The sequence below is a fragment of the Enterovirga sp. CN4-39 genome, assembly GCF_049446235.1.
Taxonomy (GTDB): Bacteria; Pseudomonadota; Alphaproteobacteria; order Rhizobiales; family Beijerinckiaceae; genus Enterovirga.
This window is the reverse complement of sequence record NZ_JBMSEF010000006.1, coordinates 1-14,208: the sequence shown is the minus strand read 5'-3', so window position 1 is coordinate 14,208 and position 14,208 is coordinate 1. Positions and strand designations below refer to the sequence as shown.

Sequence of the window (14,208 nt, the reverse complement as noted above, 5' to 3'; positions counted from 1 at the left end):
GCCCGCTCCCGGGCGGGCGCGGCGGCCGTCACGGTTCGGCGCAGGCGAAGCTGCCGGAATCGTTGACGTCGCCCGATCCCTTGTACCGCGCGACCTTCGGATAGGCGCAGATCGGCCGCGTCCAGAGTGTCTGGCCACCGGTCGCGGCCGTCTTCGTCGCGACGAGCGCGTCGGGCGCCTTGCCCCCCTCCACCCACTGCTCGAGCGCGGTGAGCGGGTCGATGCCGGTGTCGCTGATTCCCGGGCCGTCCGTGCCGATGCCGCAATGGTCCATGCCGGGCACCATGAAGAGGCGCGCGAACTCCTGGGCGGCGGTGAGCCCGCCCGACTTCTTCGCGATCGCATCGTAGAACGCGACCGTCGGCTCGGGCGTCACGAGCGGGTCGCTCCAGCCGTGATACATGATGAGCTTGCCGCCCGCCTGGCGGAACGCGCCGATGTCGCCGACCTTCATCTCGCCGCTCGCCGGATCGAAGGTGCCGGCATTGTAGACGGCAGCCATTGCGGCCGTGCGCGGGGGATCCCGGTCGAAATCGTAGTCCGTCACGTTGAAGGACGGGCCCGCCGAGGGCTCGAAGGCCATGTAGCGCACGAAATCCCGCGCGAAGAGCGGCATCAGGGGAGGCGCGTTCCCGGCTCCCGTCAGCCAGCGCGGCCAATGCATCTCGGACCCGACCGGAATGCCGCCGGGGAAGAGCTTCCGCCCCTTGCTGTCGACCGGGCCGGCATACCACTTCTCGATCACCGCGACCTCGTCCGCCGTGAGGCAGGTCGGCCCGTTCTCGGCCTTGCACTGGAGGCTGGCCGGCCTGAAGCTGCACTTGCGCGGCTCGCCGATGATGCCGTCTTTGACGCCGTCCGTCTCGTCGCAGGCCGCATAGACCGCGTCCTGGACCAGCTTCACCTTGGCCGCCGGGAAGATCGGCTGGCCGTCCGGGCCGCCATTCGCCTTAGCGACCCAGGAGAACAGCGTCGCGACCAGGCCCGTATAGTCGAGGGCAGGGGCGCCGCTGATGATGCCATCGAAATCCTTCGGGTTGCGGAGGGCCGCCACCGCGGCCATGCGTCCCCCGGTCGAGCAGCCGGCGAAATAGGATTTCCGCTGCTCGGTGCCGAAATAGGCCTTCACCAGCCCCTTGCTGACGCGGGCCGTCTCGGTGACGGCGCGCTGGCCCCAATCCATCTGGGCGACGGGGTTGTTCATGGCCCAGCGGCCATCCAGCACGCTCGTGCCCCAATGCCCCGAATCCATCGTCGAGACGGCGTAGTTGCGCCGCAGGCCGTAGTTCATGGCGTTGGTGAAGCCCGGCCGGTCCGAATCGACGCTGCCGCAGAAGCCTCCGCAGCCCGCCATGTAGAACTTGCCGTTCCAGCCCTGGAGCGGCAGCCGGACCTCGAAATTGATGGCGGGCCGCACGAAGCCGAGGACGCGGCAATAGCCGGGCAGGTCCCCGCTCGCGGGCACCTCGGTCGCGGAGAGGAGGTTGGTGTTCTCGAATTTGAGATTGGCGAGGCCTGCGCAATCCTGCGCCGCCAATGCCGGTGAGGCGGCTCCCGCAACGCCGGCCGCCAGGGCCCACACGACGAACCTCGCCCGCATCGTTTCCCGCCCCCAAGTTGTTTGAGGGGAGGCTAAGGGGGCATATCCGGCTTGTCGAGGTGATCCTGATCCGCTCTCCGGCTACCTGGGCCGGCCCATGGCGCTTTGGTCGGCCCGACCGATCACGGGCCGCCGCCGCCACCGCCGCCCGTGCCCGGGCCGCCCAGATTGCCCCACTGGTTCGGGGTGGTGGCGGTGATCGTGCCGCTGCCGCCTTGCCGCGAATAGAGGTCGGGACCGCGCGAGCGCTGCCAGGAGGGCTGCGGCGCGCGCTCGCTCCAGGCCGGCGCAGGGCGCCTCTCCCGCATCGATCGCGTCTGGGCGGAAGCCGCCGCGGTGCCGAGCATGAGGAGGGCAGTGGCGGAGGCGATGATACGACGATGCTTCATGCGGGATCTCCAGATGTGACGTGGCGTCCTTCTTGAGAGTCAGGTGGGGTGGCCCGAGCTTTGTTCCCGTGTGCCAGCACACCTGACTGAACCGGCGGGCGGGCGGATGCCCGCGGCGGAAAGGTAGCCGCGGATTGCTTCAAGCGGCTCCCTCCATCGTGACGAGGTTGAGCCGGGTCGGCCACTGTATTTCTGCCAGGATCGAGGCCGGCGGCGCGACGCATCGCCCTTTGACACGAATGTAGAAGAAGCTACATTGGCGAAGAACATGATGCACGAAGGCCTGAATATTCGCCTCGTGGTCCGCTCGGGCCTGCTCAAAGCAGGATTCTAAGCCCGAGCCGGCCCGCACGCGGCCGCGCTCGGTCAACATCTCGCCTAGACCTCTCGTCGGCTCACGCCCGCTTCGCGGGAAGAGACGGCGGCAACCTGCGGGATTCGAGCATGTTCGCCTCGTCGCATTCTCCGTTACCCCCCATCACCCTCGCCATGTCCGACTACGTGCGGCTCATGCGCGAGGTCTGGTCCCCCTCCCGCCCGGACGAGAAAGCCGGGCGGAAGCTTCTCTTCGAGCTCACCAGGGCCCGGATCGCGCCTGCCGACGGATTCCCGGAAGGGACGGTCCGCCTGAACAGCCGCGTCACGTATCGGCTGGACGACGAACCGCGAGCCCGCACCCATCTCCTCGTCCATCCCGACGACCTGCGCTGGCCGGGGGCGGAGATCTCGGCGCTCTCGCCGCTCGGCATCGCGCTCATCGGCCTGCGCGAAGGGGACGAGCATCGTTTCAGGTCGGAATGCGGACGGCAGTTGCACCGGGTCCGGGTGGAGCGCGTCGGGCTGCAATTCCCCGATTTCGGGGTGATCCCGGATCCGGACGAAGAAGAGGAGGAAGAGAATTGAAGATGGAACGGGAACCGGTCGGGGTCGCGGTCACTGTTCGCAGCTCTGCGGTCGACCTCGGGGACGTGCTGCCCGAGCGCGTCCAGGCCGCCGTGGCCCGGGTGACGTCGAAGTACTTCGACAATCTCACGGCCGCGACCGTGTATTTCAGCCGCGAAGGCCTGGATTTCCGGTGCACGGTCAACGTCCAGGTCGGCTCGATGCCGATCCTCACGGGCGAGGCACGGCATCTCGACCCGTACCAGTCGTTCGACATCGCGCTGGAAAAGGTCGCCAAGCAGCTGCGCCGGCGCAAGCGGGCCCTGCGGGAGGACAAGCCGTCCGGCGTTCGGGCCGCTGCGGTTCTCGCCCCCGCCTAGGGGCGGCGCGGTCGGCGGCAGCAGGCCACGAAAAAGGGCCGTAGCATCTCTGCTACGGCCCTTGGACCAAGCCGGGGCATCGCTGCCCCGGCTCTCAGACCGGCTCTGAAGATCAGAGACCCGGGAACGAGTTGAACTTCCAGTTCAGCTTGCCGACGACGGCGTGCGAGTCGAGCTCGACCCGAACCGGCACGGAGGCCGGAGCCGCGGCGAAGTTGACCGTCTTCGCGCCGTACTGGGTGTAGCGGTACTCGACGCCGAGGGTCACGTTGTCCAGGATCGCGTGCTCGATGCCTGCACCGACGGTCCAGCCGTCCATGTCGGTCGTGCGCGAGAAGGTGCCGACGCCCGTGGCGCCTGCGCTGAAGCGGACGGTGTCCAGGTAGGCCCAACCGCCCTTGGCGTAGACCAGGGTCCGGCCGAAGGCGTAGCCGACGCGTCCCGTGATGTTGGCCGAGAAGCCGTCTGCGCGAGCGCGGGCGGTGGCCGTCCCAGCGCCGGGAACCGTGAGGCTCAGGCTGTTGCCGTAGTCGGAGTAGAGGACGTCACCTTCGATACCGACGACGACGTTGCCCCACTGCCAGTTGTAGCCGACCTGGCCACCGGCGACGAAGCCCCCGACGGACGCGCGGCCAGAGACCGGACCAGCGCCGAGCGTGTTGTTGCGGAAATCGAAGTCGCCGCCGGCCACGCCGCCAGCCTGCGCACCGAGATACAGGCCCGTCCATGTGAACATGGGAACCGGCGCCGCATAGGGAGCGGGAGCGCGGCGGCTCGGAAGATCGGCGGCCATTGCGGCGGAGCCGAGCGCAACCAGCGCGACGCCCGCCAGCAGAACCTTTTTCATTTTTGAACTCGTAATCAGTGAAAGTGACAACGCAAAAATACTACCCAGTAGTACCTGGTTTGTCTGTGACTCAGCGGCAACATGGGGAAGCGAAGGGCTCGCGGACGCCATCGGGCGGAGGCGCGGACGAAAAGAGCCGCGTGTCGCGGTCCGTCAGCCTCACACAGGGGCAGGAAAAAGCCCGCCAGGTCCTTTGACCCGCGGGCGAAAGCGTTTGGCTGGGGGACGAGGATTCGAACCTCGACTAACGGAGTCAGAGTCCGCTGTTCTACCGTTAAACTATCCCCCAACGGGCGCAGCATGTGAGCGCACGCCGGACGCGCCGAACGGTATCGGCGCGGCGTGGGCGCTAGATAGGGCCAGGGCGGCCATCGGTCAACCGGAAGTGTCGAGATCCGCCGGCCTGACGGATGCGGCCGAGTTGACACGCCTGCCGGCTCGTGCCGGAGAGCCACGGCGTCGCGCCGGGCGCTAGCCCCCAGCCGGGAATCCTCATGGCCGTCCTGTTCGAACCTCTTCGGCTCCGCGAACTCGTCCTGAAGAACCGCATCGTGATCTCGCCGATGTGCCAGTACTCGGCCGAGAACGGGATCGCCTCCGACTACCACCTCGTCCATTACGGCCGCTTCGCCCTCGGCGGGGCGGGGCTCGTCATCCTCGAGGCCAGCGCCGTCCTGCCGGAGGGACGGATCACGCATGGCGACCTCGGCATCTGGTCGGAGGCTCAGGTCCCGGATCTCGCCAGGATCGCGGCCTTCCTGAAGACGCATGGCGCCGCCGCCGGGATCCAGATCGGCCATGCCGGCCGGAAGGCCAGCATGCAGCGGCCCTGGTTCGGCAACGGCCCGCTCGGGACCGAGGATTTTGCGCGCGGGGACGTGCCCTGGGAGGTCGTGGCGCCGAGCCCGATCCCGCTGGACGAGGGCTGGCTCGTTCCGGCCGAGCTGACGCCCGACGCGATGGATCGAATCAGGGATGCCTTCGTGGCGGCCTCACGCCGCGCCGACCGGGCCGGGTTCGACACGGTCGAGCTGCATTGCGCGCACGGCTACCTGCTGCACGAATTCCTGTCGCCGCTCTCGAACAGGCGTGGCGACCGCTATGGCGGCGACCGCGACGGTCGGATGCGGTTCCCCCTGGAGATCGCGCAGGCCGTGCGGGAGGCCTGGCCGGAGGTGAAGCCGCTCTTCGTGCGCGTCTCGGCCGTGGACGGCCTCGATAGCGGCGTCACGATCGAGGATACGCTCGCCTTTGCGGCGCGGCTGCGGGAGATCGGCGTCGACGTGGTGGATTGCTCGTCCGGCGGGCTTGCCGGCTCCGCGACGGCCGCCCGCGTGACGCGCGATTACGGTTTCCAGGTGCCATTTGCCGAGCGGATCCGGCGCGAGGCCGAGATCACCACGATGGCCGTCGGTCTGATCACCGACCCGCGTCACGCGGAGGATGTCGTGGCCGCCGGCGGGGCCGACCTCCTGGCGATCGGCCGGGAAGCGCTTTCCGACCCGAACTGGCCGCATCATGCCGAGGCGGCGCTCGCCGCAGCGCCGGCCGACCAGCCCTTTGCGTCCTGGCCGAAGCAGGCGGGCTGGTGGCTGGAGCGCCGGGCGCGCGAGCTCGCACGGCTCGGGCCCTGGCGCGGGCCGCTCCGGGCCGGAACCGAGCGGGCATGATGGAGGAGCGCGCATGATCACCGCCGACCTCACGGGCCGGAACGTCCTTGTCACCGGGGCCGCATCCGGGATCGGGCTCGCGGCCGCCACCCTGTTCGCGCGTTGCGGCGCCAAAGTTGCGCTGAACCACCTAGCCGAGGACAGGCGCGGCGCGGAAGCGGTCGAGAGGCTGCGCGCCGAAGGACTCGACGTGATCGCCGCTCCCGGCGATGCCGCCAGGAGCGGGGAAGCCGAGGCGATGGTCGGGCGCGCCATCGCGGCGCTCGGCGGCACGCTCGACGTGCTGGTCAACAATGCCGGGATCACGGGCACGGTCGAGCCGATCGACTTCGCCGACCTCGACAAGATGACGGATGGCTTCTGGGACAGGATCCTCGACACGAACCTCGTCGGTCCGTTCCGCTGCTCGCGCGCTGCCGCGCCGGCCTTGCGCAAGGCGCGGGGCGCCATCGTTAACACGGCCTCGGTCGCCGGCCTCGGGCGGCGGGGAAGCTCGATCGCCTATGCGGCGAGCAAAGCGGGCCTCGTCAACCTGACGAAGAGCCTCGCGCGGGCGCTGGCGCCGGACGTCCGGGTGAATGCCGTGGCCCCGGGCCTGGTCGAGACGCCGCTGACGAGCGCCTGGTCGGACGAGCGCCGGCGCATGACGCTCGAGCGCACCATGCTGGCCCGGCTCGGCAGGCCGGAGGATATCGCCGAGGCGATGCTCTTCCTCGCGGCGGGAGCGGGCTACATGACGGGCGAGACGATCGTGGTCGATGGCGGGTCGATCTGAGATGGCCGCCATCTTCGGGGCCGAGATCCCGTTCGCGGATCATTGCGAGATCGAGGAAATCGGCTTTGCGGACGGGCGGACCCGGCTGCGCATGCGCCTCGGGCCGCAGCACATGAACAATGTCGGGATCGTCCATGGCGGCGCCATCTGCACCCTGCTGGACGTCTCGATGGGCACGGCGGGCCGAACCCATGCGGGCAGGCCGGTGATGACGCTCGACATGCAGGTCGCCTTCCTGGCGCCGGGCCGGTCGGGCGTCCTCTTCGGGGAGGGCTCGGTCCTCAGGGCCGGCCGCTCGATCCTCTTCTGCGAGGCGCAGGTCCGCGACGAGGCGGGCGAGCTCCTCGCCAAGTCGAGCGGCGTGTTCAAGCCGGTGAAGTGACGGGCCGGAGCCCCGGCACCGCGTCCGGGCCTACCGGCTCTTCTCGATCAGCTCCATGATGGCGGCGTGAAGCGCGGAGCCCGGCTCCGCGAGGCCGTCGATCACGTCGAAATGGTTCCGGCCGGGGATGTCGAGAAGCTTCGGCTCGAGGTCGTTCCAACCCGCGGCGAGGTCCTCCGATTGCCGGTGAAACTCGGCCGATTCGTCTCCGCCGACCACGAGCGTGAGCGGCGCGCGCGAGCGGCACGGCTTGCCGTAGATGCTGAGCTCGCCGGCCTGGGCGAGATCGAGGCCGATCGCCTCGTTCATGCTGGTGTCGATGAGCGGCGCGAGCGAGAACACGCCCGAGATCGGCACGCACCCGGCGAGAGGATCCTCCGGCAGGCCGTAATCGTCCCAGGCCGTCGCCAGATGCAGGGCGGAGAGGTAGCCGCCCGCCGAATGCCCGGTCACCACCACGCGCGCCCGCTCGGCCGGCGTCAGCACGTCGGCATAGAGCGTCGCGAAGGCGGTCCTGGTCGCCTCCACGATCCGGGCGAGCGGCACGTCGGGCGTCAGCGGATAGTTCAGCACGGCGACCGAGAGGCCGAACCGCATGAAGCCGTCCGCCACCCAGGAGAAGTCGTCCTTCGAGAAGGCGCGCCAATAGCCGCCGTGGATGAAGAGCACCGTCCCGCGTGCCTTCTCCACGCGGAAGAGGTCCATCACCTCGCGCGGGTGCTCGCCGTAGCGGATGTCGGCCAGAGGGGGATGGCGGCGTCGCGTCTCCTCCGCCCGGCTCGGCCAGCGTCCGTAGATCTCGGTCGCATTCGGGACGAGCAGGCGCGGATTGTACTCGCGCTCCGCCCAATCGCGGTCGGCTGCGGACATGGCTGGAAGCTCCATCTGGATCCATCAAGGCGGCCCGAGGCCGCTCCGTCGTGCATCGTCGCCCATCGCGGTTCACGCGGCCGGGCGGTCCGGGATGGTGATGCAGAAGCGGGCGCCCACGGGCGTCGTCTCCAGCACGATGGTGCCGCCGTGAAGCCGCACGATCTCGTCCGCGACCGGCAGGCCGAGGCCCGTGCCGCCGCTGCGCTCGGAGGCCTGGAAGGCCGAGAAGAGCCGGTCGCGCAGGCGCTCGGGTACACCCGGGCCGTTATCCGTCACGCGCAGGCGGACGGTCGAGCCGGACCGCTCCCCGCTCAGCCTCACGCAGGCGTCCGGGGTCTTGGCGCGGGCGAGCGCCTCGACGGCGTTGCGGATGAGGTTGAGAAACACGCGCCCGAGCTGTTCCGGATCGGCGTCCACCATGAGGCCCGGCGGGGTCTCGTCGAGGATCGCGATCGGGTGGCCGTCCCCGAGCTTGGCGAGGTCGAGCTGGTCGGCCACGATCGCCTTCACGTCGACCAGCCTGCGCTGGGGCGGCGGTTCGCTCGCGCGGCCATAGGCGAGCGTCGCGCCGCAATACTCGACGGCCCGCGCGAGCGTGCCGACGAGGCGGGGAGCGATCTTCTTGACCGCCGGGTCGTCGACATCGCCCAGCCGGTCGCCGAGGAGTTGGGCCGTCGTCAGCAGGTTGCGCAGCTCGTGGTTGATCTTGCTGACCGCCAGCCCGAGATCGGCGAGCCGCCGCTTTTGGCGAAGCTCGCTGGCGAGGGCCGATTCCATATGGGCCAGGGCGCGCTCGGCCGCCCCGATCTCGTCCGTCCGCCCGCTCGTCGTGATGATCCGGCTCGCGTTCTCGGGATCGCGGGCGAACTCGGCGACGTTCGTCGCGAGCCGCCGGACCGGCCTGACCACCAGGACGTGCAGGGATAGGTACAGCAGCGCAGCCGTCACGCCCGCCACCAGCAGCGAGACCAGCAGAAAGGTGCGCGTGAAGGCGAGCATGGCGTCCCGGAGGGGACGCTCGTCGAGGACGATCTCCACCCATTCCATGCCGGGCGTGCCAGGCGGGCCGGGCGCGACGATTCGCGTGGTGGGCGGGATGGGAATGAGCATCGTCCGGAGCGCGCCCCTGATCCAGCCGTACCAGGGCGGGCTGCGCAGATCGATGTTCCGGTCGGAGGCGGGCGGCTCCGTGGCGCCCGTGGTGACGAGCCATTGCGTGCCCTGGCCGCGGATGCCGATCGCCTGGGCGCCTTTCGCTGCGGCGAGCAACCTCGTCTCGAGCTGGCCGGCGCGCTCGCTCGGGGGCACCGACGAAAGCGCGAGCGCGATCATCTGGGCGCCCATGACCCGGTCGCTGATCCAGTCCGAGCGGAAGCGCGCCAGCGACGGAATGAAGATCAGGATCTCCCCGACGATCATGAAGAGAATGGTCAGCAGGATCAGGCGTCCCGACAGCCCGATCGTCCCGGGGCGCGCCAGGGCATCCGGCGCCGATGGCATCCGGGACGCGACGGTGGTCATGCCCGCCTCGGGAACGGCTTGGCGCTGGCCGGGGCACCGCTCGCCAGGCGGGCTGCACCGCAGCGCTCGAATGGCGCGATCATGGCCGGTTCTCTAGCAGAGATGCGGCCCCGGCGGGAGCGCCGGGGCCGCCTTGGGTACAGCGGCGGACGTGGGGAGCGTGCCGCTGCGCCCGGGGAACGGGAGCTCAGAAGGGCAGGATGATATCCATCACCTGCTGCCCGTAGCGGGGCTGCTGGACGTCGGTGATCTGGCCACGTCCGCCATAGGCGATCCGGGCCTCGGCGATCTTCGTCGAATCCACTGTGTTGTCGGCCTGGATGTCCTCGGGCCGGATGATGCCTGCGACGATGAGTTCGCGGACCTCGAAGTTCACCCGGATCTCCTGCTTCCCCTCGACGACGAGATTGCCGTTGGGCAGGACCTGCGTGACGACCGCCGCGACGTTCGTGATGAGCTCTTCCTTGCGGGCGATCGAGCCGGTGCCTTCGGTGGTGGTCGTCGAGCTCGAGGAGACGAGCGAGTTGGGGTCGGATCCCGGCAGCAGGTTCTTCGACTCCAGGCCGAACATGTTCGGGATGCCGAGCTTGTCGCCGCTCGTGCGGGACCGCTTGGTCTCGTTGTCGAGGTTGGCCTTGTCCGTGACCTTCACCTGCACGGTCACGAGGTCGCCGACCTGCTGCGCGCGCTGGTCCTTGAAGAAGGCCCGCGAGCCGGTGCGCCAGAGCGAGTTCGCCGCGTAGGAGGACGGCTGCGGGTTCGGCATCGGCATCCGGACGGGCTTGTAGCCGGGCTGCGCGGTCGGATCCTGGATGGCCGAGAGGTCCGGCGCCTTGCCGACATTGGACAGCCGGTCGAGCGAGCCGCAGCCGCCGAGCGTCAGGGCGACGAGCGACAGGCCGAGGGCGGCGCGCGCCGGGGAGGGGAGGGTGAACATGGGCGTCCTCGCGTGTTCGCGGGTCAGTTCTGGACAGGGAGGGCGCTTGCGGCGACCACGCGTTCGGTCAGGCCGGGCCGCACGGACACGCGTCCGGGGCCGACGATGGTGGCCGGGACGGCCTTCTTGGATCCCGGATTGGTGATGCTGATGACGTCGCCGAGCGCGCCGCCCTCGTTGGCCTTCACGCGCATCGAGAGGACGATCCCGGGCGCCTCGTAGACGGCGCTGATGATGTCGCCCTTGCCGACGAGTTCGGGCCGGGCCAGGTCGCCGAGCTTGACGAAGGTGCCGGCGCCGAGCGCGCGGCGCGCCACGCGGCCGGCGAGCGGGGTGCCGTCGAGAAGCGCGTCCGACGAGACCAGCTCGCGCGGCCGCTTCTCGACCGACAGGTCCGTCGCCTTCACGACCTCTCCGCGCTCGAGCGACCGCGTGAGGACCGCGACCTCGACGAGGTCGACGACCGTGCCGGTGACGCGCAGGGAGGCGCGGCGTTCGGTCGGGGAGGGCCCGACCCAGACCGAGGCCTGGAGGCGGCGCGAGCGACGGTCCAGGACGAGGTCGCCTGCCACGAGCTCCCCCTTGAGGTCCGGGGCGAGCGTCAGGGACGGAGAGGCTCCGTCGAACGCGACGCCCGTCGCCGCAGGGTCGAAGCCGAGCTTCTCGGCAAGCGCCCGGCGGAGGGCCTGCTCGATCTCGCCGGCCCCGATCTGCCGCGCGGCCCGCGACACCGTGATCTGGAGCCGGCCACCGGTCTCGATCTGGGCGAGGCCGAGATCCTGGGCCGCCTCGACGATGCGGCGCGTCTGGATCGTGCCGGTCTGGCCGAGGGCCGGCGACCGGAAGAGGGGCGTGTCCGCGATCGCGGCGGGCGCGCCATGGACGAGGTCGGCCAGGGTGAGCGTGTCGCGCTGGGCCGTGACGTCGCCGCGCAGGGCGGCCCGGTCGGCCGCGAGCGCCGCGCCGGACCAGAGCAGGGCGCCGGCGAGCGCCGAAGCGAGGGGGGTGCGGAGCATCGTCGCCACCTCAGCCGCGGAACATCTGGCTGGTGGAGGACAGCATCTGGTCCGCGGCCGTGATCACCTTCGAGTTCATCTCGTAGGCGCGCTGGGCGGCGATCAGGCCGGAGATCTCCGTGACGGCGTTCACGTTCGCATCCTCCAGGTAGTTCTGCTGGAGGTTGCCGAACCCGTCCTGGCCGGGGTTGCCGTCGACCGCCTGGCCGGAGGCGGCGGTCTCGGTGAAGAGGTTGTCGCCGACCGAGTTCAGCCCGGTCTTGTTGATGAAGCGGGAGAGCTGGATCGTGCCGATGTTCTGCTGCGCGGTCTGGCCGGGCAGCGTCGCCTGGACGATGCCCTGGTTGGAGATCGACACCGCGGTCGCGGTCTGGGGCACCGTGATGCCCGGCTCGACGAGGTAGCCGTTCTGCGTGACGAGCTGGCCCTGCGCGTCGAGGTTGAACGACCCGTCCCGCGTGTAGGCGGCCGTTCCGTCCGGCATGCGGATCTTGAAGTAGCCCTCGCCCCGGATGGCGACGTCGTAGGGCTTGCCCGTCGAGTTCAGGTTGCCCTGGGACATGTCCCGTGGGGTCGAGACCGTCTTCACGCCGGAGCCGATCGACAGGCCGGCGGGCATCTGGGTGCCCTGGTCCGAGGTCGCCGACCCCGCCCGCCGAAGGTTCTCGTAGAGCAGGTCCTGGAACTGGGCCTGCTGCCGCTTGAACCCGGTGGTGCGAAGGTTCGCGATGTTGTTCGAGATCGTCTGGACGTTGAGTTCCTGGGCCGCCATCCCGGTCGCGGCCGTCTGCAATGCACGCATGATGGCTCTCCTCAGGCCGCCTGGGCGTCGCCCAGTTTCGACACGGCCGACCGCTTCAGTTCGTCGAGCTGGCCGACCATGCTGGCGACGCTCGCATAGGCGCGGTTGACCTCGATCAGGCGCGTCATCTCCTGCACGGCCCGGACGTTCGAGCGCTCGAGTGCGCCCGATTCCAGGCGGCTCGTCGCGCCGGCGGGCTCGGCCGGCACGGCCGCGGAGAAGAGGTTGCCGCCCTCGTTCCTGAGCGCGCGGCTATCCGGGATGCGGACAACCCGGAGGCGGCCGTGCTGCGCCTGCGCGGAGGCGATCGTCCCGTCCGGCGCGACGGAGATGTCCGTCTCGCTGCGGTCGAAGCTGATCGGCCCGTTGTCGCCGAGCACGAGGTGGCCGTCGCTGGTCACGAGCCGGCCCTGCGCATCCAGCGAGAAGGCGCCGTTCCGCGTGTAGCGCTCGCCGGCCTCCGTCTGGACGGCGAAGAAGCCGTCTCCTCGGATCGCGACGTCGAGCGGATTGCGCGTGATCTCGATCGCGCCCGCCGAGACGTCGAGCGTCGTGCCCTTGTCGATGACGTAGTCGAGCGAGCGGTCGGGACGCTTGAACGCGTCGCCGCTCGCCTTCGGCATCAGGAAGCTCTCGAAGCGCGAGGACCGCGCCTTGAAGCCATTCGTCGTGACGTTCGCCACGTTGTTGGCGATGACGTCGAGCTCGCGCCGGAGCGCCATCTGGCGCGACAGGCCGACGAGCAGCGCGTTCTGCATGAACCGCTCCCGCTGTGATTCCCCGCCGGACCCTCGACGCTCCCCAGCGCGAACCCGGCAGACCCATCATCGCAGCCGGCGTGCCAACCGGAATCTCTGCTGAAAGTCGTTTTATGACAGATACTTACGCCCTTATTTCTTGATTTAGCATGGAGTGCAGAACGGGCGGGCCGGCAGCTTTTAGGCGGCAGAAATTACCGACTTAACCGCCGGTTAACCCTGCGGACCGAAGCTCCGCCCGACGATCATCGCCCGACCAAGAGTCGAGGCCGGACGCATCTAGAGCATGGCGAAGAAGCCCAAGGAGGCGGCCGAAGAGGGCGCCGACGAGTCCGGCGCTCCGAAGAGCGGCAAGAAGAAGCTCGTCCTCGTCCTGGCGGCCGTGCTCGCGCTCGCGGGCGGCGGGGGCGGGTACTTCATGTTCGGCCGGGCGGGCGCGAAGCAGGCTGCCGTTCCCGAGAAGAAGCCCGTCGCCTTCGTCGACGTGCGGGAGATGATCGTGAACCTCGCCGCCGAGCCGAACCAGGAGCGACCGCGCTTCCTCAAGTTCAAGGCCGCGCTCGAGGTGCGGGATCCCAAGATCGTGGCTGACGTGCAGCCGCTGCTTCCGCGCGTGGAGGACATCTTCCAGGTCTTCCTGCGCGAGCTGCGGGCAAGCGACCTCGAGGGCTCGGGCGGCATCCACCGCCTCAGGGAGGAGCTGCTGCGGCGGGTGAACGTGGCCGTCGCGCCGAGCCGCGTCGAGGCGGTCCTCTTCAAGGACGTGATCGTCCAGTAGCCCGATGAGATCGTAATCCGATGAGTAGCCTTCTCAGCGTCACGGCGGACCTGCTCGTCGCCATCCTTCTCGTGGCCACGATCGTGTCCTCCCTCCGGCTGTCGCGCCGGATCTCCGGGTTGAAGGCCGACGAGGCCGCCATGCGGGCGACGATCGCCGAACTGCTCGGCGCGACCGAGCGGGCCGAGCGCGCCGTCGGCGGATTGCGTGCCGCGCTCGCCGATTGCGACCGCGATCTCGCCGAGCGCATGGACATGGCGCATCGCCAGACGCAGGAGCTCACCCGGGCGACGGCGGCCGGCGAAAAGGTGATGGGCAGCCTCGAGCGCGTTTTCGACAGCACGCGGCGCGCCCTGAACGCCCAGACCTCCGTGCGGCCCGTGCCCGTTGCCGAGGAGCCTCCGGCCGGGTCCGGCCTCGACGCGGCCCTCGCGGCCGCACAGGCCCTTGCGGAGCGGAGCGCGCGCCGGATCGAGAGCAGGGCGGCGTGAACCCCAAGAGAAAGCTCCCGGGTTCGGGAAAGCTCCCGAGTTTCCGGCTGATCGACGGCGTCATCGTGGCGGCCGTCGCGATGCTCGGGCTGAAGGTCCTGGGCCTC

At 69.7% G+C, this 14,208-nt stretch carries 17 protein-coding genes and 1 tRNA gene; 7 read left to right on the top strand and 11 right to left on the bottom strand.

The window, feature by feature from the left end:
* Positions 1–28 precede the first annotated feature (28 nt).
* The 3 genes from ACO2SS_RS11755 to ACO2SS_RS11745 form a co-directional block, all read right to left on the bottom strand.
* Positions 29–1,600, bottom strand: coding sequence for a tannase/feruloyl esterase family alpha/beta hydrolase (locus tag ACO2SS_RS11755; protein ID WP_423277844.1), 1,572 nt, complete (start codon positions 1,598–1,600; stop codon positions 29–31).
* 122 nt (positions 1,601–1,722) lie between these two features.
* Positions 1,723–1,989 (bottom strand): hypothetical protein, encoded by a 267-nt coding sequence (locus ACO2SS_RS11750; protein ID WP_423277843.1) that lies wholly within the window; start codon positions 1,987–1,989, stop codon positions 1,723–1,725.
* 139 nt (positions 1,990–2,128) lie between these two features.
* Positions 2,129–2,362, bottom strand: coding sequence for a hypothetical protein (locus tag ACO2SS_RS11745; RefSeq protein WP_423277842.1), 234 nt, complete (start codon positions 2,360–2,362; stop codon positions 2,129–2,131).
* Positions 2,363–2,433: 71 nt separating this feature from the next.
* On the opposite strand from ACO2SS_RS11745, the gene ACO2SS_RS11740 reads away from it, so the two are divergent.
* Both ACO2SS_RS11740 and hpf read left to right on the top strand, forming a co-directional pair.
* Positions 2,434–2,892, top strand: coding sequence for a GreA/GreB family elongation factor (locus ACO2SS_RS11740; protein WP_423277841.1), 459 nt, complete (start codon positions 2,434–2,436; stop codon positions 2,890–2,892).
* A gap of 2 nt (positions 2,893–2,894) precedes the next feature.
* Positions 2,895–3,251, top strand: coding sequence for a ribosome hibernation-promoting factor, HPF/YfiA family (gene hpf, locus ACO2SS_RS11735; RefSeq protein WP_423277840.1), 357 nt, complete (start codon positions 2,895–2,897; stop codon positions 3,249–3,251).
* Between the two features lie 112 nt (positions 3,252–3,363).
* Here hpf and ACO2SS_RS11730 read toward each other — a convergent pair whose 3' ends face one another.
* Both ACO2SS_RS11730 and ACO2SS_RS11725 read right to left on the bottom strand, forming a co-directional pair.
* Positions 3,364–4,098: an outer membrane protein gene (locus ACO2SS_RS11730; protein ID WP_423277839.1), complete on the bottom strand. Its 735-nt coding sequence runs from the start codon at positions 4,096–4,098 to the stop codon at positions 3,364–3,366.
* Between the two features lie 215 nt (positions 4,099–4,313).
* Positions 4,314–4,387, bottom strand: a tRNA-Gln gene (locus ACO2SS_RS11725).
* A gap of 205 nt (positions 4,388–4,592) precedes the next feature.
* Here ACO2SS_RS11725 and ACO2SS_RS11720 point away from each other — a divergent pair.
* The 3 genes from ACO2SS_RS11720 to ACO2SS_RS11710 are packed head-to-tail and all read left to right on the top strand — an operon-like array spanning position 4,593 to position 6,925.
* Complete coding sequence (locus tag ACO2SS_RS11720; protein ID WP_423277838.1) at positions 4,593–5,768, top strand: NADH:flavin oxidoreductase/NADH oxidase; 1,176 nt, start codon at positions 4,593–4,595, stop codon at positions 5,766–5,768.
* A 13-nt stretch (positions 5,769–5,781) separates the two neighbouring features.
* Positions 5,782–6,543 carry an SDR family NAD(P)-dependent oxidoreductase gene (locus ACO2SS_RS11715; protein WP_423277837.1) on the top strand — a complete coding sequence of 254 codons (762 nt, stop codon included), beginning with the start codon at positions 5,782–5,784 and terminating at the stop codon, positions 6,541–6,543.
* Positions 6,527–6,925 carry a PaaI family thioesterase gene (locus ACO2SS_RS11710; protein ID WP_423277836.1) on the top strand — a complete coding sequence of 133 codons (399 nt, stop codon included), beginning with the start codon at positions 6,527–6,529 and terminating at the stop codon, positions 6,923–6,925. Before ACO2SS_RS11715 ends, ACO2SS_RS11710 begins: the two co-directional genes overlap by 17 nt.
* A 30-nt stretch (positions 6,926–6,955) precedes the next feature.
* Here the strand turns inward: ACO2SS_RS11710 and ACO2SS_RS11705 are convergent, their stop codons facing one another.
* The 6 genes from ACO2SS_RS11705 to flgF all read right to left on the bottom strand — a co-directional run bounded on the left by ACO2SS_RS11705 (position 6,956) and on the right by flgF (position 12,832).
* Positions 6,956–7,795: an alpha/beta hydrolase gene (locus tag ACO2SS_RS11705; RefSeq protein ID WP_423277835.1), complete on the bottom strand. Its 840-nt coding sequence runs from the start codon at positions 7,793–7,795 to the stop codon at positions 6,956–6,958.
* Positions 7,796–7,867: 72 nt separating this feature from the next.
* Positions 7,868–9,319, bottom strand: a complete 1,452-nt coding sequence (locus ACO2SS_RS11700) for a sensor histidine kinase (protein WP_423277834.1) — start codon at positions 9,317–9,319, stop codon at positions 7,868–7,870.
* 187 nt (positions 9,320–9,506) lie between these two features.
* Complete coding sequence (gene flgH / locus ACO2SS_RS11695) at positions 9,507–10,256, bottom strand: flagellar basal body L-ring protein FlgH (RefSeq protein ID WP_423277833.1); 750 nt, start codon at positions 10,254–10,256, stop codon at positions 9,507–9,509.
* Positions 10,257–10,279: 23 nt separating this feature from the next.
* The gene (gene flgA, locus ACO2SS_RS11690) at positions 10,280–11,272 is read right to left on the bottom strand and encodes a flagellar basal body P-ring formation chaperone FlgA (RefSeq protein ID WP_423277832.1); all 993 of its coding nucleotides are present in this window, start codon (positions 11,270–11,272) and stop codon (positions 10,280–10,282) included.
* Positions 11,273–11,282: 10 nt separating this feature from the next.
* The gene (gene flgG / locus ACO2SS_RS11685; protein WP_423277831.1) at positions 11,283–12,074 is read right to left on the bottom strand and encodes a flagellar basal-body rod protein FlgG; all 792 of its coding nucleotides are present in this window, start codon (positions 12,072–12,074) and stop codon (positions 11,283–11,285) included.
* A gap of 11 nt (positions 12,075–12,085) precedes the next feature.
* Positions 12,086–12,832, bottom strand: coding sequence for a flagellar basal-body rod protein FlgF (flgF, locus tag ACO2SS_RS11680; protein ID WP_423277830.1), 747 nt, complete (start codon positions 12,830–12,832; stop codon positions 12,086–12,088).
* A 286-nt stretch (positions 12,833–13,118) separates the two neighbouring features.
* On the opposite strand from flgF, the gene fliL reads away from it, so the two are divergent.
* Positions 13,119–13,610, top strand: a complete 492-nt coding sequence (gene fliL, locus ACO2SS_RS11675; RefSeq protein WP_423277829.1) for a flagellar basal body-associated protein FliL — start codon at positions 13,119–13,121, stop codon at positions 13,608–13,610.
* Between the two features lie 20 nt (positions 13,611–13,630).
* Entirely contained in the window at positions 13,631–14,101 is a 471-nt protein-coding gene (locus ACO2SS_RS11670) for a DUF6468 domain-containing protein (RefSeq protein WP_423277828.1), read from the top strand.
* The last annotated feature ends 107 nt before the right edge of the window (positions 14,102–14,208 follow it).